14 protein-coding genes are annotated in these 16,132 nt (G+C 65.9%); 11 read left to right on the top strand and 3 right to left on the bottom strand.

Annotation, left to right across the window (positions count from 1 at the left end; all coding sequences use genetic code 11):
• Positions 1-45 precede the first annotated feature (45 nt).
• A complete protein-coding gene (locus C6W88_RS10430; RefSeq protein WP_052704348.1) occupies positions 46-744 on the bottom strand; it encodes a YbaY family lipoprotein in 699 nt (232 codons plus the stop codon).
• Between the two features lie 249 nt (positions 745-993).
• Between C6W88_RS10430 and purE the strand changes: the two genes are divergently transcribed.
• From purE to C6W88_RS10445, 3 genes are all read left to right on the top strand, one after another.
• Positions 994-1,515 (top strand): 5-(carboxyamino)imidazole ribonucleotide mutase, encoded by a 522-nt coding sequence (gene purE / locus C6W88_RS10435; RefSeq protein ID WP_108132393.1) that lies wholly within the window; start codon positions 994-996, stop codon positions 1,513-1,515.
• 37 nt (positions 1,516-1,552) lie between these two features.
• Entirely contained in the window at positions 1,553-2,668 is a 1,116-nt protein-coding gene (locus tag C6W88_RS10440) for a 5-(carboxyamino)imidazole ribonucleotide synthase (RefSeq protein ID WP_045992810.1), read from the top strand.
• 135 nt (positions 2,669-2,803) lie between these two features.
• Positions 2,804-3,793, top strand: a complete 990-nt coding sequence (locus tag C6W88_RS10445; RefSeq protein ID WP_197037102.1) for a BMP family protein — start codon at positions 2,804-2,806, stop codon at positions 3,791-3,793.
• A gap of 110 nt (positions 3,794-3,903) precedes the next feature.
• Here the strand turns inward: C6W88_RS10445 and C6W88_RS10450 are convergent, their stop codons facing one another.
• Positions 3,904-4,914 (bottom strand): YeiH family protein, encoded by a 1,011-nt coding sequence (locus C6W88_RS10450; protein ID WP_108132395.1) that lies wholly within the window; start codon positions 4,912-4,914, stop codon positions 3,904-3,906.
• A 201-nt stretch (positions 4,915-5,115) separates the two neighbouring features.
• Here C6W88_RS10450 and C6W88_RS10455 point away from each other — a divergent pair, with 201 nt between their 5' ends.
• Positions 5,116-6,060: a LysR substrate-binding domain-containing protein gene (locus tag C6W88_RS10455; RefSeq protein ID WP_045992807.1), complete on the top strand. Its 945-nt coding sequence runs from the start codon at positions 5,116-5,118 to the stop codon at positions 6,058-6,060.
• Positions 6,061-6,494: 434 nt separating this feature from the next.
• Here the strand turns inward: C6W88_RS10455 and C6W88_RS10460 are convergent, their stop codons facing one another.
• A complete protein-coding gene (locus tag C6W88_RS10460; protein ID WP_108132396.1) occupies positions 6,495-7,295 on the bottom strand; it encodes a TraX family protein in 801 nt (266 codons plus the stop codon).
• A 183-nt stretch (positions 7,296-7,478) separates the two neighbouring features.
• Here C6W88_RS10460 and C6W88_RS10465 point away from each other — a divergent pair, with 183 nt between their 5' ends.
• The 7 genes from C6W88_RS10465 (at position 7,479) to C6W88_RS10495 (ending at position 16,061) form a co-directional block, all read left to right on the top strand.
• Positions 7,479-8,438, top strand: a complete 960-nt coding sequence (locus C6W88_RS10465) for a LysR family transcriptional regulator (RefSeq protein WP_045992806.1) — start codon at positions 7,479-7,481, stop codon at positions 8,436-8,438.
• A 183-nt stretch (positions 8,439-8,621) separates the two neighbouring features.
• On the top strand, positions 8,622-9,197 hold the full coding sequence (locus C6W88_RS10470) for a TRAP transporter small permease subunit (RefSeq protein ID WP_108132397.1): 576 nt from the start codon (positions 8,622-8,624) through the stop codon (positions 9,195-9,197).
• Positions 9,198-9,393: 196 nt separating this feature from the next.
• Complete coding sequence (locus C6W88_RS10475) at positions 9,394-10,716, top strand: TRAP transporter large permease (protein ID WP_045992804.1); 1,323 nt, start codon at positions 9,394-9,396, stop codon at positions 10,714-10,716.
• 132 nt (positions 10,717-10,848) lie between these two features.
• Entirely contained in the window at positions 10,849-11,907 is a 1,059-nt protein-coding gene (locus C6W88_RS10480) for a twin-arginine translocation signal domain-containing protein (RefSeq protein WP_045992803.1), read from the top strand.
• A 99-nt stretch (positions 11,908-12,006) separates the two neighbouring features.
• Positions 12,007-13,386 carry a glutamine synthetase family protein gene (locus C6W88_RS10485; protein WP_108132398.1) on the top strand — a complete coding sequence of 460 codons (1,380 nt, stop codon included), beginning with the start codon at positions 12,007-12,009 and terminating at the stop codon, positions 13,384-13,386.
• A 103-nt stretch (positions 13,387-13,489) separates the two neighbouring features.
• The gene (locus C6W88_RS10490) at positions 13,490-14,875 is read left to right on the top strand and encodes an aldehyde dehydrogenase family protein (RefSeq protein WP_108132399.1); all 1,386 of its coding nucleotides are present in this window, start codon (positions 13,490-13,492) and stop codon (positions 14,873-14,875) included.
• 7 nt (positions 14,876-14,882) lie between these two features.
• Complete coding sequence (locus tag C6W88_RS10495; RefSeq protein WP_181248599.1) at positions 14,883-16,061, top strand: iron-containing alcohol dehydrogenase; 1,179 nt, start codon at positions 14,883-14,885, stop codon at positions 16,059-16,061.
• Positions 16,062-16,132 lie beyond the last annotated feature (71 nt).

The following is a 16,132-nucleotide window of genomic DNA, read 5'->3' on the forward strand; positions in this document are numbered from 1 at the left end:
CGGCGTTGTCGTATCGGGAGGAGCCGGTCCGTCGAGGGCGCTCGCTTACTGCGGCTGGCTGGACGACGTCTCGGTATTGGCACCGGTGTCGGCATTTTCGCCGCTCGCCGCGGCGGCGCCCTGGCTGGGCTCCTGCATGCCGGCGGCCTGTTCGGCCACGGCGTCGGCCTCTTCCACGGCCTGCTTCTCGGCGGCGGTGGGTTCATCACCGCTGGACAGCAGCGCCTCCTGGGCCTTCTGCATGCTGTCGCTCTGGGCATTGCCGTCGGCACCCACCGGGCGCAGCACCACCGACACCGGCGGCTGGTCGGCGTCGGCACCGACTTCCACCGGAGTGGCTTCGGTACTGGTCCACACCAACTGACCTTCGTCGTTGCGGATCTCGCCACGCAGGCTGTGGGTGTGGCGCGGGTTCACCGCGTCGCTTGCGTAGCTCAGCGAGAAGTCGGTCGGTGCCTGGCGCTCGATGGTCACCGTGGTTTCGGCGATGGTCCTGGCCGGGGCGTCGGCGAGGGCAACGTCGTTGAGCAACACCGTGACCTCGGCATTGTCGGGCAGGCTCTGGCCGGCCTCGGCGAAGCTCAGGGTACCGTCAAGCGTCATTTTCTGCGCCTGTTCGGTGGTGCTCTGCTGGCTGGCGTTCGAGCCCTCCTGCGCGGTGCTGGCGGTGCTCTGTCCCTCATCGCAACCGGCCAGCGCCAGGCCGGAGGTCAGGGCGGCAATAAGCAGCAGGGTCGGTTTCATGGCTCTCTCCTTGGGTGAGCGGGTCGTCCTGTCAGGCGGCGTGGAGTGTCGGCGATGGCCGCGACAGCAGCGTTACCCTAGCAGGCCAATGCGCAGTCAGGGTGAAAGGCGCTGTCGCTGGCTGGCGACGTCTCCGCATAGGGAGAGGTACTGCTCCCCCGGCTCTGCTAGACTATGCCGCTTCCCGATTGTTCCCTTGTCGTGGCGATTTCTTTGCCGCGGCGCCGTCGTTTCTTCGAGGAGTTGCCGATGTCATCCACTTCCCCAGCGCCCCGGGTCGGCGTGATCATGGGTTCCAAGTCCGACTGGCCGGTCATGGAACACGCCGTGACCATGCTCGAGCGCCTCGGCGTGAGCTACGAGACCCAGGTGGTCTCCGCCCACCGCACCCCGGATCTGCTGTTCGACTACGCCAAGGGTGCCGCCGAGCGTGGTATTCAGGTGATCATCGCCGGGGCTGGCGGTGCAGCGCACCTGCCCGGCATGGCCGCCTCCCAGACCGCGCTGCCGGTGCTCGGCGTGCCGGTGGAGTCCAAGGCGCTCAAGGGGCTGGATTCACTGCTGTCGATCGCCCAGATGCCGGGCGGCGTCGCCGTCGGCACCCTGGCCATCGGCAAGGCCGGCGCTACCAATGCTGGCCTGCTGGCAGCCCAGATCGTGGGGCTCGGGGACAGCCAGGTTCGCGAGGCCGTCGAGGCCTTCCGCGCCGAGCAGACCCAGACCGTGCTCGACAATCCCGATCCTCGTCCGCCCGAGTCTCGCCAGGGCTGAACGGCGTCGTGTACCCGCAGGAAAACAGGAGCAAGTCATGAAGATTGGCGTTCTCGGGGCCGGACAGCTCGGCCGTATGCTGGCGCTGGCCGGCTATCCGCTGGCCAACCGGTTCCGCTTTCTCGATACCACCGGCCACCCCAGCGCCGGGATCGGCGAGGTGATGATCGACACCGACCAGAAGCACGTCCAGAGCTTCCTCGAAGACGTCGACCTGGTCACCTACGAGTTTGAGCACCTGCCGGTGTCGTTGGTCCAGGCGATCGAAGCCGAGAAACCGGTCTACCCCGGCAGTGAGGCGATCCGGGTGTGTCAGAATCGTGCCGAGGAGAAGGCGCTGTTCGATCGACTGGGTATTCCGACGCCGGCCTATCGCCTGGTGGACAGCGCCGAGTCGCTGGAAGCCGCCGCTCGTGAGCTGGGCACGCCGGTGGTGGCCAAGTCGATCACCGAGGGCTATGACGGCAAGGGGCAGGCGGTGCTGAAGGACCCGGCGGAAGCTGCCGATGCCTGGAAGCGCATCAATCACCCGCGGTTGATCGTCGAGTCCTTTGTCGACTTCGTGCGCGAGGTGTCGATCATCGCCGTGCGCGGACGCGACGGAGAGGTGGTGTTCTATCCCATGGCGGAAAACGTCCATGTCGATGGCATCCTGCGTTACTCGCTGGCGCCGATGCCGGATCTCGACGACAGCGTCCAGCACACCGCCGATGAATACATCCGGGCGCTGCTGGACGAGTTGGACTATGTCGGTGTGCTGACCCTGGAGCTGTTCCAGTGCGCCGACGGCAGCCTGCTGGCCAACGAGATGGCACCGCGAGTGCACAACTCCGGCCACTGGACCATGGATGGCGCGGTGACCAGCCAGTTCGAGAATCATCTGCGTGCCATCCAGGGCCTGCCGCTGGGGGACACCAGTGCCCGGGCGCCGACCTGCATGGTCAACGTGATCGGACGCGAGCCCGAGCCGAGCCAGGTGCTGGCCATGCGCGACGCCCACCTGCATCGCTACGACAAGAGCGAGCGCGCCGGTCGCAAGCTTGGTCACATCAACCTGGTCGCCGACGATCACGCGAGCCTGCTCAAGCGGGTGCGCGAATGCGCCGCCCTGGTGCCGGACGCCCCCGAGGTGCGCTTCAGCTTCGAAGACTGAGCCAGGCGCTGTTTCGCTTCCTCCACGACGGGCCCCATTACGGGGCCCGTCGTCGTTTCGGGGTGGCGATGACGCCACCACGGCGCTAGAGTAGTTGATACGTTCTGTATACAAAAATAAGTAATGAGGTGTTCGATGATACGTAAAGTTGGATACATGGCGGCGCTGTGTGGTCTCTCGCTTTCGCCTTCCCTGGCCGTGGCGGATGCCTTCGAGGTGGCCATGCTATTGCCGGGGCAGAAGGATGACGGCGGCTTCATGGAGGCGGGTTACCGTGGACTCGAGCGCATCGAGGCCGAACTTGGCGCCGAGATCAGCTACGAGGACGGGATAGCGCCGGAGCCCGACGCGCTTGAGGCCGCCCTGCGGAGATTGGCGGATGCCGGGCCGGACCTGATCATCGCCCACGGCGGTCAGAATTCCGAGGCGGTGATGACGGTGGCCGCGGACTATCCCGAGGTGCTGTTCTCCGTTACCCAGGGGGATGTCACCGGCGACAATGTGTCGAGCTATGAGGTCCTTCAGGAGCAGTCCGCCTGGCTCGCCGGTGCAGCGGCGGGTCTGCTGACCCAAAGCGGCGTGGTGGGCCATATCTCGGGGATTCGCGTCACTCCGGGTCTCAAGGGTCGCGGGGGCTTCTACCACGGTCTGCAGCATACCCGGCCGGACGCCGACTTCCTCACCATCTTCGCCGGCGATCAGGACGATGTGTCACTGGCCCATGACGTGGCCAGCGCCCAGATCGAGGCCGGTGCCGATATCATCTTCACCATGTTGAATGCAGGTCGCCAAGGGGCCATCGAGGCGATGCAGGAGGCCGAAGGCGTTTGGCAGTTCGGCAATGTGCGCGAGTGGCATGAGGACTACCCGGAGGTGTTCGCCGGCTCCGCCATCGCCAACGTGTCCATGGCGGGTTTTGTTGCTGCCGAGGCGGTCAAGCAGGGCAGCTGGAGCTCGGGTGAGGTGGTGCGTATCGGCCTGGAGAACCCGGAGGCGGTGCGTCTGTCGCTGGCGCCCTGGGTCGAGGACGACATCGTCGCCGAACTCGATCGCCTCGCCGCCGAGATCGTCGAAGGAAGCATCGAGGTACAGACGTCCTACGACGGCGAGGAATTCTCTCTGTAGCAGGGGCAAGTCTCTCGCTGCTCAATGATGGATCAGCACCACGCAAGAAGGCGGCCGCAAGGCCGCCTTCTTCGCTGTGTGTCGGGTTCCTGCCCGGTCCATCGATCCGGTCAGCCCATCAGCAGGGCACTGGCCATCCCGCCACCAACCACCAGTAGCACAAACAGGATCAGGGCGAGCAGAAAGGGCTTCACGCCGAGCGCTTTGAGGCGAGACATCCGGGTGTTGATGCCAAGCGCGGCCATGGCCATGGTCAGGGCGATCTGGCCGGCCAGCACCAGACCCGAGTGCAGCGGCGCGGGCAGGGTGATGACGCTGTTGACGCCGACCATGGCGATAAAGCCGAGGGCAAACCAGGGGATCACCAGCTTGGCCTTGTGTGCGCCCTGAGCGCCGGCCTCGGCGCCTTCCTGGGTCGGCTGACGCAGCCACCATTGGCCGACCACCAGCAGGAAGGGCACCAGCAGCATCACCCGCACCAGCTTGACGATGACCGCGTTGGCCAGGGCATCCGGGCCGACGGCGTCGCCGGCGGCGACCACCTGGGCCACCTCATGCACGGTAGCGCCGATATAGACCCCGAACAGTCCCTCGTCCATGCCCAGCCACGGATACAGCAGCGGGTAGGTCAGCATGGCCAGGGAGCCGAACAGCACCACCGTGGCCACCGCCATGGACGCCGCTGCCGGCTTCGAGCGAATGGTCGACTCGGTGGCGAGCACCGCAGCGGCGCCGCAGATGGCGCTGCCGGCACTGGTCAGCAGGGTGGTCTCGCGATCCATGCCGAGCACCCGGGTGCCGATCTGGTAGCCGACCAGCAGTACCGCGGTGATGATCAGCGCGTCCAGCAGCAGCACCTTGGGCCCGAGTCCGACCACCTGAGCGAAGGTCAGCGAGAGGCCGAACAGCACGATGCCGCCGCGCAGCAGCCAGCGGGTAGCGAAGGCGAGCCCCGGCTGGGCGCCCTCGACGGTGCGCTTGAGCGGCAGATTGCCGACCACGATGCCCAGCAGCAGGGCGAACACCAGCGGACTGACGCCTGCGTCGGCGATACCGGGCAGTCGGCTGATGGCCTGCCCGGCCAGCGTCAATAGTGCGCATAGCGCAAGTCCTTGCCACATGAGCGGATCTCCTCTTCGTGTCAGGGTATCGCCGCTACCGGCTCGTCTGGGTGGAGCCTGAGGCGTCGGTTCGATAGGGAGATTCTAGGCGTGGATATGCCAGATGATTATCGTGTAATAACGAAACCTGTTATAAGCTGAGCCGATATAGGAGCCGTTGTCGTTTCCCCGCCATCTTCCCTGCAACCGTCGAGCACCGTGATGAGTTTCTCGCCAGACAGTCCCACCCGCTCCCATATCACCCTGCGCCAGCTCGAGGTCTTCGTGGCGGTGGCCCGGCTGGGAACCGTCAGCGCCGCGGCCAGACAACTGAGCCTGTCCCAGTCGGCGACCAGCCAGGCGCTGGCGGACCTGGAGCGTCAACTTGGTGTCACCCTGTTCGAACGCCCGGGACGGCGGCTTGGCCTGAACGACATGGGCCATCGACTGCTGCCGCGCGCCGAACAGCTGCTGGATGATCTGGGCGAGCTGATCGCCGCCGCCGAGGAACCGGGAGACGAGCTCCACGGCAGCCTAGCGATCTCCGCCAGCGCCACCATCGGCACCTATCTGTTGCCGCCGCTGGCCGGGGAGTTCGGCGGACTGCATCCGGGGGTCGACCTGCGCCTGAGGCTTCGCAATACCGGCGAGGTGATCTCCGAGGTACAGCGCTTCGACGCCGACCTGGGGATGATCGAGGGGCGCTGTCACGAGCCGGGACTCGCCAGCGAAGTGTGGTGCGAAGATCATATGGTGATTGTCTGCGCGCCCGGACATCCGCTGGTGGCCAAGGGCCGGGTCGAGGACGCTGATCTGGTCGAGCAGTCGTGGATCCTGCGCGAGATCGGCTCCGGCAGCCGGGAGGTGCTCGAGGCGGCGGTGCTGCCCCGGGTGCCGAGGCTCAAGGTACGCATGGAGCTGGGGCAGCACGAGGCGATCAAGCAGGCTGTGGCGGCGGGCCTGGGACTGGGTTGCCTGTCGCACCTGAGCGTGCGGGGAGAGCTCGAGCGAGGGGAGTTGCTGGCGCTGTCACATGACCTGCCGCTGACCCGCCACTTCTCGCTGGTGTGGCATCCGGACCGCTACCGCAGCCCGGCCTGGCAGGCCTTCAAGGTCTTCTTGATGGAACAGAGAAGCCGTTTTGCGCTGCCGGCGCAGGACGCCTAGAGGATCTGGGCGTTGCCGTTCCACAGCAGAATGGCGGCGATCACCGCGCTTTCAATATCACATTATCTGGGCGTTGCCGGTCCACAGCAGGATGGCGGCGATCACCGCGCTTTCAATATCACATTATCTGGGCGTTGCCGGTCCACAGCAGGATGGCGACGATCACCGCGAAGTGGGCCTGGGGGTATCAAGAGCAGGCGAGCCACCTTGGCGGGTTCTCTGGGCGTTGCCGGTACCGTTACATGATCTGGGCGTTGCCGGTCCACAGCAGGATGGCGGCGATCACCGCGAAGTGGGCCTGGGGGTACCAAGAGCAGGCGAGCCACCTTGGCGGGTTCACATTATCTGGGCGTTGCCGGTCCACAGCAGGATGGCGGCGATCACCGCGAAGTGGGCCTGGGGGTACCAAGAGCAGGCGAGCCACCTTGGCGGGTTCACATTATCTGGGCGTTGCCGGTCCACAGCAGGATGGCGGCGATCACCGCGAAGTGGGCCGGATACCACGCGAGCCACATCCGCCGCGGCATGACGATGCCGGGCGCGCGGCATAGCCGGTGAGCACCAGCGGCCAGCAGCAGCACCGCCAGGACCGTGGCCACGGTCACCGACTTGGCCATGTCGGAGCTGTTCATCATGCCTGCCACCAGCAGCAGCGGCAGGCAGCCGACCACCGCCAGCAGGCGCGAGAGCAGGGCGTCGTCGGTACGATGGAGCTGGCCCATGCCAAGCATGAAAAACGGCACCAGCAACAGGCCATGGTGGCCGTATTCGACCCAGAAGCCGGCAAAGTACCAGCCGGTTGCCACGCCGAGGGTCTCCAGCGCCAGGCGTACATGGCCCAGCTCTCCGGCCTCCTGTCGCCGGGTCAGTTGCTCAAGCCAGTGTCCGGCCATCAGCCCGAGCGCCAGGGTAAAGCAGATGTTGAGCTGAAACAGCGCCTCGCGGGGCATCAGTTGGTAGGGTAACTGGGCCAGCAGACCGATGATCATCACCCGGCGCGCGTAGCGCAGCGGATCACGGGTATTGAACAGCCCGTGCCAGGCGACCATGCCGGCGAACAGTGGAAAGGCGATACGGCCCACGCTCGAATCGACCCAGCCAAGGTGCCAGGCGTCGGTGGCCAGGTAGCGTGCCAGGTGGTCCAGGGTCATGGTGACAAGCGCGATCCACTGGCCCCAGCCGGTCCAGTGGGAGGACGGTCGTTCGTGGTAGCTGGCGCTGGCGACGTAGGTCATCGGACTTCCCTGTTGTTCGGCTTGCCAGGGTAGACTTGTGCCGGGCCGACAAGTTCCGCAGGAGTCAGAGTAGAGCTTCGACACCGACCAGGATCAGCACCGGGTCAAGGATCTCTGCGACAGCCCCTGCAAGAGCCGACAACAGCGCCGAGACAATAACAACATCACCACCGAGGAGACGCCATGAAGAATGGCTTCGGCTTCGACCTGCGCAGTATGGAAATCTTCGTCGAGACCCTGGAACGCGGTAGCCAGAGCGCCGCCGCCGAGGCGCTCGGCCTGACCCAGTCGTCGGTGTCGCATTGCCTGGCGACCCTCGAAGAGAGCCTGGGGCTGGCGCTGTTCGAGCGCCGCTCGCGGCCGCTGGAGCCCACCAGCGCCGGGCGCTTCTTTTATGACCGTGCCCGCCGTCTGCTGGGCGAGGCCCGGGATACCCGCCGCGAACTGATCACCGGCGCCTTCGGTCAATTGCATCAGATGCGCCTGGCGCTGGTGGATTCGCTGGCCACCGCCGTGGGCAAGCCGCTGATCGATGTCATCCGCCGCCACACCCGTGACTACACCCTGACCACCGGGCTTTCGCACATGCACGGCCACTCGTTGCTGACGCGGCATGTGGACGTGATCATCTCCGACGATCGGCTGGAAAACTACGACGGCCTGGAGCGTCACAGGGTGCTGGACGAGCCCTTTGTGCTGGTGTTGCCGGCGAGTTGGACGGGGCCTGCTGACAATCTGCGCTGGCTATCGCGTCAGCTCGACTTCGTGCGCTACGTGCCACAGTCGCTGATCGGCCAGAGTATCGAGCGCCACCTGCGCCTGGCCGGTGTGGAGCTGCCGGCGCGGCTGCACCTGGACAACACCTGCGCCTTGCTCAAGGCGGTGAGCGACGGCGTCGGCTTTACCGTGACGACCCCGCTGTGCCTGTATCAGGCGGGGCTCGATCAGCTCAGGGTGCGTATCGAAGCGCTGCCGCTGGCGCCGCTCAAGCGCTCGTTGACGCTGGTCGCCAGGCGCGACGAACTCGGTGGCTTGCCTGGGCAGCTGGCGCGGGACGCCCGCCGCCTGCTGGACGGCGACTTTCGTGCCACGCTCACCGAGGAGCTGCCCTGGGTCGAGGAGCAGATCGTCACTTCCGTCTGAGAATCTTCCCGGCGATGGCCAGTTGCATGGCCGGTTTCGGTGCAGTGGCTGCTTTTCTCTGCACTTTGCTTGAGCAGTATCGAAAGCTTCGATAGTCATCACGTCGTTGAAGTCGATGCAACTGGCACGTCCGGCCAGGCTGGGCCAAGACTCAGGAGATTCCTCTTGTGTCCGGGAGCGCCCATGCCGGCAGCCATTCGTCTCTACGTCCGCTACGTGGACCGATTCAATCGGCGTATCGGTCGTATCGTCATGTACCTGATCTTCGTGATGATCGGGGTCCTGCTCTACGCCTCGCTCTCGCGCACCCTGTTTGATCGGCCGTTGATCTGGGGCGTCGAGGTCTCTCAGTTCCTGATGGTCGCCTACTTTCTGCTGGGCGGCGCCTACTCCATGCAGCTCGACGACCATGTGCGCATGGACCTCTTCTATACCCGACTATCGCCACGGGCCAAGGCCATGAGCGACGTCCTGACCATGCTGCTGTTGCTGGTGTTCCTCGCCACCCTGCTGGCCGGCGGCATCTCCAGCACCAGCTACGCGATCAAGTACGGCGAGACCAACTACAGCTCCTGGGCGCCGCCGCTGGCGCCGATCAAGATCATCATGACCCTGGGGGTAGCGCTGATGCTAGCCCAGTGCCTCTCGACCCTGTTCAAGGATATCGCCGTGCTGAGAGGACACCCGCTCGAGCAGACCGAGGGGGATAAGGACGGCAGGGAAGAGCAGGACCGGAAGGACGGGGAGGGCGATCGATGAGCTATGAAATGATCGCGCTTACGCTGCTCTTGTCGAGAGCGTCGATGATGTTGCTGTTTCTAAGCCAGAGCCAGAGCCAGAGCCAGGGACGGAGGGCGATCGATGAGCTATGAAATGATCGTGCTTATGCTGCCCTTGTCGAGAGCGTCGATGATGTTGCTGTTTCTAAGCCAGAGCCAGGGACGGAGGGCGATCGATGAGCTATGAAATGATCGCGCTGACGATGTTCTCTTCGATGATGTTGCTGCTGTTGACCGGACAGCGGGTGTTCGGCGTCATCGGCTTCGTCGGCGCGGCGGCGGCGCTCTTGCTGTGGGGCGATGGCGGCATGGAGATGCCGTTCAGCGCTGCCATCCAGTTGATGAACTGGTATCCGCTGTTGACCCTGCCTTTGTTCATCTTCATGGGTTACATGCTCTCGGAGTCGGGCATCGCCTCCGAACTCTACGAGATGTTCCACGTATGGATGGGCGGGCTCAAGGGCGGGCTCGCCGTCGGTACCATCGGCCTGATGGTGGTGGTCTCGGCGATGAATGGACTGAGTGTGGCCGGCATGGCCATCGGTGCCACCATCGCCCTGCCGGAACTGCTGCGCCGGGGCTACGACAAGATCATGGTCACTGGGGTGATCCAGGCCGGAAGCTCGCTTGGCATCCTGGTGCCGCCCAGCGTGGTGCTGGTGCTCTACGGCATGATCGCGCGACAGCCGGTCAGCCAGCTGTGGCTTGCCGGCGCCATCCCCGGGTTGATCCTGGCTGCGATGTTCGTCATCTACATCGTGGTGCGTTGTCGCCTGCAGCCGAGCCTGGGGCCGGCGCTGCCGCCGGAGGAGCGCAACCTGTCCACCGCCGACAAGCTGAAGCTTCTGCGCGCGGGCATCATGCCGCTGGCAATCTTCTTCTTCATGACCGGGCTGTTCGTGATGGGCGTCACCAGCCTGGTCGAGAGCGCCGCGGTGGGGGCGCTGTCGGCGACCCTGGCGGCGGCGTTCAAGCGCCGTCTGACGCTGGCGGTAATCGAAACCACGGTGCGCCGCTCGCTCGGCATCACCTGCATGTTCATGTGGATCATCCTGGCGGCGCTGTGCTTTGGCGCGGTGTTCGACGGTCTCGGCGCGGTGCGCGCCATCGAGTCAGTATTCCTCGACCAGTTCGGCCTCACCCCCTGGCAGATCCTGGTGATGATGCAGCTGTCCTACATTCTGCTCGGCATGTTCCTCGACGACACCGCCATGCTGGTGATCGTGGCGCCGCTGTACGTGCCGCTGGTGATCACCCTGGGCTTCGACCCGATCTGGTACGGAGTGCTCTACACCATCACCGTGCAGATCGCCTACATGACCCCACCGTTTGGCTACAACCTCTTTCTGATGCGCGCCATGGCCCCGCCGGAGATCAGTCTCGGCGACATCTACCGCAGCGTCTGGCCATTCGTCGCCATCATGCTGGCGGGGCTTGCGCTGATCACCGCGTTTCCCGAGCTGGCGCTATGGCTGCCGGGTCTGTTCAGGGACTACTGAAGCAGGACTGTCGCGGTCTTGGCCCGGCAGGCAGGGATGTGAAGCAAGAAGCGTCAAGGCAGGAGAAGACGACAACAGGCGTCCTTTACGGACGCAACGTCAGGCAACAACAACGAAAACGGGAGAGAACGGATGACCAATCGTCGCGACTTCCTCAAGAAGGCCGGTGTCGCCACCGCCGCCACCGTGGGGGCGGGCACTCTGGCCGCCCCCTACGTCCACGCCCAGTCGAAGACGCCGATCCGCTGGCGACTGCAGACCTATGCGGGGCCAGCCCTGGCGGAGCACGTGATCAAGCCCTCCATCGAGGCCTTCAACAAGGCCGCCAACGGCGAGATGGAGATCGAGCTGTACTTCTCCGACCAGCTGGTGCCCACCGGCGAGCTGTTCCGAGCGATGCAGCGGGGCACCATCGACGCGGTGCAGAGCGACGACGACTCGATCAACGCCCCGGTCGATGTCTCGGTGTTCGGCGGCTACTTCCCGTTCGCCTCGCGCTATAGCCTGGACGTGCCGACCCTGTTCAACCACTACGGCCTCAAGGAAATCTGGGAGGAGGCCTACGGCGAGATCGAGGGAGTGACCTGGCTCGGCTCCGGCAGCTGGGACCCCTGCAACTTTGTCACCCGGGAGCCGATCCGCAGCATCAAGGACCTGGAGGGCAAACGGGTCTTCACCTTCCCCACCGCCGGGCGCTTCCTGACCCGCTTCGGGGTGGTGCCGGTGACCCTGCCCTGGGAGGACATCGAGGTCGCCATGCAGACTCGTGAACTCGACGGCATCGCCTGGGCCGGCATCACCGAGGCCTACACCGTGGGCTGGGCGGACGTCTCCAGCTACTACCTGACCAACAATATTTCCGGCGCCTGGGCCGGCTCCTACTTCGCCAACAGCGAGCGCTGGAACGAGCTGCCGGATCACCTGAAGACGCTGTTCAGAATGTGCATGGACAGCTCTCACTACTATCGTCAGCACTGGTACTGGTGGGGCGAGGCCCACTACCGCACCCAGGGCGGCAAGCTGGAGCTGACCTCGATCCCGGAAAGCGAGTGGCAGACTATCGAGGACGAGGCGCTGAGCTTCTGGGACGAGATCGCAGGCCAGAGCGAGCGCAACGCCAAGGTGGTGCAGATCCTCAAGGACTATCGTCAGACCATGCAGCAGGCGGGACCTCCCTACCGCTACAGCTGACACTCTCGGTAGATATCGGGCGTTGCGGGCCGGCTCGGCAATCAAGGTCGGCCCGTTGTTTCTTCGCCCTTGTTCCTTCGCCCATGAGGAGGGTGATCGATGTCAGGACTCAATCCCAGGGACGTGCGCACGGCGGATGACGCCCGCCGGGTGGTCGAGGCGCGCAACCTCTCCCACGTCAAGATCGGTTTCCTCGATCTGGACGGGGTGATGGTCGGCAAGTACATGCACCGCGACAAGTTCTTTGCCGCCCTCGACGGCGGCTTCGCCTTCTGCGACGTGGTGCTGGGCTGGGACAGCAAGGACGAGCTGTACGACAACACGCGCTACACCGGCTGGCACACCGGCTATCCCGACGCCCAGTTGCGCGTGCTGCCGGAGAGCTGTCGCGAGGTACCCTTTGAAGGCGACATGCTGCTGTTCATGGCCGAATTCACCGAGCGGGCCGAGGCGATCTGTCCGCGTGGCCTGCTGCGGCGAGTGCTGGGCCGGGCCGCCGAGATGGGCTTCTCGGTACACGGCTCGCTGGAGTATGAATTCTTCATGTTCCAGGAGACGCCGGAATCGGTGCGCGAGAAGGGCTTTCGCAACCTGCGCCCGCTGACCCCGGACATGATGGGCTACTCCATGCTCAGGAGTTCGGTGCATGCCGAGCTCTACCACGAGCTGCTGGAGCTGTCCCAGCGCATGGACTTCCCCATCGAGGGGCTGCACACCGAGACCGGGCCAGGCGTGCTCGAGGCCGCCATCGGCGTCGACGAGGCGCTGGCCGCCGGCGACAAGGCGGCGCTGTTCAAGACCTTCACCAAGGTGTGGGCCCAGCGACGCGGCCTGATGGCCACCTTCATGGCCAAGTGGTCGCCGGACTATCCCGGCCAGAGCGGCCATATCCACCTGTCGATGAATCACCTCGAGAGCGGCGAGTCGGCCTTCTACGACGCCGACGCCGAGCACTCCATGAGCGCCATCCAGCGTCACTTCGTCGCCGGCCAGCAGCGGCTGATGCCGGAGTTTCTGGCCATGTTCGCCCCCACCATCAACAGCTACACCCGGCTGATTCCCGGCTTCTGGGCGCCGACGGACGCCACCTGGGGCGTCGAGAATCGCACCACCGCCCTGCGCGTGATCCCCGGCAGCGCCAAGTCCCAGCGGGTCGAATACCGGCTCGGCAGCGCCGACGCCAATCCCTACCTGGCGCTGGCCGCGGCCATCGGTGCCGGCCTTCATGGCATCGAGCAGAAGCTCGAGCCCGATACCGCGGTCACCGGCAACGCCTACGAGCTCGACCATCCCGAGCACCAGGCGCTGCCGCGAACCCTGTGGGAGGCGGCCCAGCGGCTCAAGGCGTCGACGCCTGCACGCGGGCTCTTCGGCGACGACTTCGTCGAGCACTTTGCCGCCACCCGGGAGTGGGAGGAGCGCGAATTCCGTCGGCATATCACCGACTGGGAGCTCGACCGTTACTTCGAGATCATCTGACGCGGATGCCCGGCATGATGCCGATCGACGGACGATAGAACGGCATCGAGATCATCTGACGAGGATGCCCGGCATCCCGCCAACCGACAGACGAGAGAACTGCATGGCCATTCAACAGACGATATCGCCGGTGGACGGCTCGGTGTACGTGGAGCGCGAGCAGGCCGACGCGGCCGAGATCGAAACCGCCCTGGCCCGCGCGGTCGAGGCCCAGCAGGACTGGCGCGAACGTGACGTCGCCGAGCGCTGCCGCCTGTGCAGTGCGATGGTGGACGCCTTCGTCGCCCGGCGCGATCAGCACGCCGAGGAGCTGTGCTGGCAGATGGGCCGGCCCATTTCTCAGGGCGGCGGGGAAATCGGCGGCTTCGAGGAGCGCGCCCGGGCGATGATCGCCATGGCGCCTGAGGCGCTCGCGCCGCTGCGCCTGGCCGACAAGCCCGGCTTTACCCGCTATATCCGCCGCGAACCGCTGGGCGTCTCGCTGATCGTCGCGCCCTGGAACTTCCCCTACATGACCGCGGTGAACGCCGTGGTGCCGGCGATCCTCGCCGGCAATGCGGTGATCCTCAAGCACTCTGCCCAGACCCCGCTGTGTGCCGAGCGCATGGTCGAGGCCGCCCGAGAGGCGGGTATCCCCGAGGGGGTGTTCCAGTACCTGCATCTGAGCCACCAGGCCACCGAGACCCTGATGGGTGACCCTCGCATCGACCATGTGTCCTTCACCGGCTCGGTGGGCGGTGGTCGCACCGTCGAAGCTGCCACCGCCGGGCGCTTTATCGCCACGGCGCTGGAACTCGGCGGCAAGGACGCCGCCTATGTGCGTGCCGACGTCGACCTGGACAGCGCGGTGGAAGGGGTGATGGACGGCGCCTTCTTCAACTCGGGCCAGAGCTGCTGCGGCATCGAGCGGATCTACGTCGAGCGCGCCATCTTCGATGACTTCGTCGAACGGGCGGTGGCCTGGCTCAAGCAGCTCAGGCTCGGCAACCCCTGCGACCCGTCCACCAGCCTGGGGCCGGTGGTCAAGCCCGCCGCCGCGGACTTCGTGCGGGGCCAGGTGGAGGCCGCGGTGGCCGCCGGCGCCCGCGCCTGGATCGACCCCGGCGACTATCCGCTGTCGCGCCCCGGCAGCGCCTATCTGGCGCCACAGCTGTTGACCGGGGTCGACCACAGCATGGCGGTGATGCGCGAGGAGAGCTTCGGCCCGGTGGTCGGGGTGATGGCGGTGGAGGGCGACGACGAGGCCATCGCCTTGATGAATGACTCCGAGTTCGGCCTGACCGGGGCGATCTTCACCCGCGACCTGGCCACCGGCGAAGCGCTGGCCGCGCGGCTTCAGGTGGGCACCGCCTTCGTCAATCGCTGCGACTATCTGGACCCGGAGCTGGCCTGGACCGGCGTCAAGCACTCAGGCCGCGGCTGCTCGCTGTCGCGGCTCGGCTTCGACAGCCTGACCCGGCCCAAGTCCTTCCATCTGAAACACGCCTGAGGCAACCATGAGCGATATCAGCCGCTACACCACCAGCTGGAACTACCCCTCGGCCATCCTCACCGGCGCCGGTCGGATTCGTGACCTGCCGGCCCAGTGTCGAGAGCTTGGCATGACGGCGCCGTTGTTGATCACCGATCCGGGGCTCGCGGCGCTGCCGATGGTGCGCGAGGTGCTCGATCACTGCGCGTCCGAGGGACTCAGGGCGGGGCTGTTTGCCGAGATCAAGGGCAATCCCACCGGTGCCAACGTCATCGCCGGCGTCGACGCCTTCCGCCAGGGGGAACACGACGGCGTGATCGCCTTCGGCGGAGGCTCCGGACTCGACGCGGCCAAGGCGGTGGCGCTGATGGCCAATCAGCGCGACGGCCTGTCGCTGTGGTCGCTGGAGGACGTCGGCGACAACTGGAAGAACGCCGACGGCGACGCCATCGTGCCGCTGGTGGCGGTGCCGACCACCGCCGGTACCGGCTCGGAGGTGGGACGCGCCTCGGTGATCACCGACGAGGCCGAGCGGGTCAAGCGCATCATCTTCCACCCCGGCATGGTGCCGGCCCGGGTGATCCTGGACCCGACCCTGACCGTGGGCCTGCCCCCTGCGGTTACCGCCGCTACCGGTATGGATGCCCTGTCCCACTGTCTGGAGGCCTGGTGCGCGCCGGGCTATCACCCCATGGCCGAGGGCATCGCGGTGGAGGGCATGCGCCGGGTCCGCGACTATCTGCCCCGGGCCTACGCCCACGGCGACGACCTGGAGGCCCGGCTCAACATGCTGGTGGCATCGAGCATGGGCGCCACCGCCTTCCAGCGGGGGCTCGGCGCCATGCATGCCCTGGCCCATCCATTGGGGGCGCTGTACGACGCCCACCATGGCACCTTGAACGCCATCCTGATGCCCTATGTGCTCAAGGCCAACGAGCGCGCCATCGGCGAGCCCATGGTGCGCCTGTGTCGCTATCTCGATATCCGCCAGCCGGGCACCTCAAGTGCCATCGACTGGGTGCTCGAGCTGCGTGAGCGGCTCGCGATCCCCCACGACCTGGCGGCCATCGGCATCGACGACGCCGAAGCGGTGAAGATCGGCGAAATGGCGGTGGTCGACCCGTCTGCGGCCAGCAATCCCATCGCCTTTACGGCCGAGGATTATCAACGCATCTTCCTGGCGGCCCAGCAGGGCCGGCTATAGCGCTTGGTATAGCGTTGGTATAGCGCCCGGCCCCGCCCGATGACGTAGCCCTGGCGGCGCCCGGGTCGTCT

Origin of the sequence: Halomonas litopenaei (assembly GCF_003045775.1) — a bacterium.
Lineage (GTDB): Bacteria > Pseudomonadota > Gammaproteobacteria > Pseudomonadales > Halomonadaceae > Halomonas > Halomonas litopenaei.

What these genes read in the sequence shown, in the direction of transcription:
- C6W88_RS10430 (WP_052704348.1), bottom strand. Translation starts at nt 744, where the DNA reads ATGAAACCGACCCTGCTGCTTATTGCCGCCCTGACCTCCGGCCTGGCG.
- purE (WP_108132393.1), top strand. Translation starts at nt 994, where the DNA reads ATGTCATCCACTTCCCCAGCGCCCCGGGTCGGCGTGATCATGGGTTCC.
- C6W88_RS10440 (WP_045992810.1), top strand. Translation starts at nt 1,553, where the DNA reads ATGAAGATTGGCGTTCTCGGGGCCGGACAGCTCGGCCGTATGCTGGCG.
- C6W88_RS10445 (WP_197037102.1), top strand. Translation starts at nt 2,804, where the DNA reads ATGATACGTAAAGTTGGATACATGGCGGCGCTGTGTGGTCTCTCGCTT.
- C6W88_RS10450 (WP_108132395.1), bottom strand. Translation starts at nt 4,914, where the DNA reads ATGTGGCAAGGACTTGCGCTATGCGCACTATTGACGCTGGCCGGGCAG.
- C6W88_RS10455 (WP_045992807.1), top strand. Translation starts at nt 5,116, where the DNA reads ATGAGTTTCTCGCCAGACAGTCCCACCCGCTCCCATATCACCCTGCGC.
- C6W88_RS10460 (WP_108132396.1), bottom strand. Translation starts at nt 7,295, where the DNA reads ATGACCTACGTCGCCAGCGCCAGCTACCACGAACGACCGTCCTCCCAC.
- C6W88_RS10465 (WP_045992806.1), top strand. Translation starts at nt 7,479, where the DNA reads ATGAAGAATGGCTTCGGCTTCGACCTGCGCAGTATGGAAATCTTCGTC.
- C6W88_RS10470 (WP_108132397.1), top strand. Translation starts at nt 8,622, where the DNA reads ATGCCGGCAGCCATTCGTCTCTACGTCCGCTACGTGGACCGATTCAAT.
- C6W88_RS10475 (WP_045992804.1), top strand. Translation starts at nt 9,394, where the DNA reads ATGAGCTATGAAATGATCGCGCTGACGATGTTCTCTTCGATGATGTTG.
- C6W88_RS10480 (WP_045992803.1), top strand. Translation starts at nt 10,849, where the DNA reads ATGACCAATCGTCGCGACTTCCTCAAGAAGGCCGGTGTCGCCACCGCC.
- C6W88_RS10485 (WP_108132398.1), top strand. Translation starts at nt 12,007, where the DNA reads ATGTCAGGACTCAATCCCAGGGACGTGCGCACGGCGGATGACGCCCGC.
- C6W88_RS10490 (WP_108132399.1), top strand. Translation starts at nt 13,490, where the DNA reads ATGGCCATTCAACAGACGATATCGCCGGTGGACGGCTCGGTGTACGTG.
- C6W88_RS10495 (WP_181248599.1), top strand. Translation starts at nt 14,883, where the DNA reads ATGAGCGATATCAGCCGCTACACCACCAGCTGGAACTACCCCTCGGCC.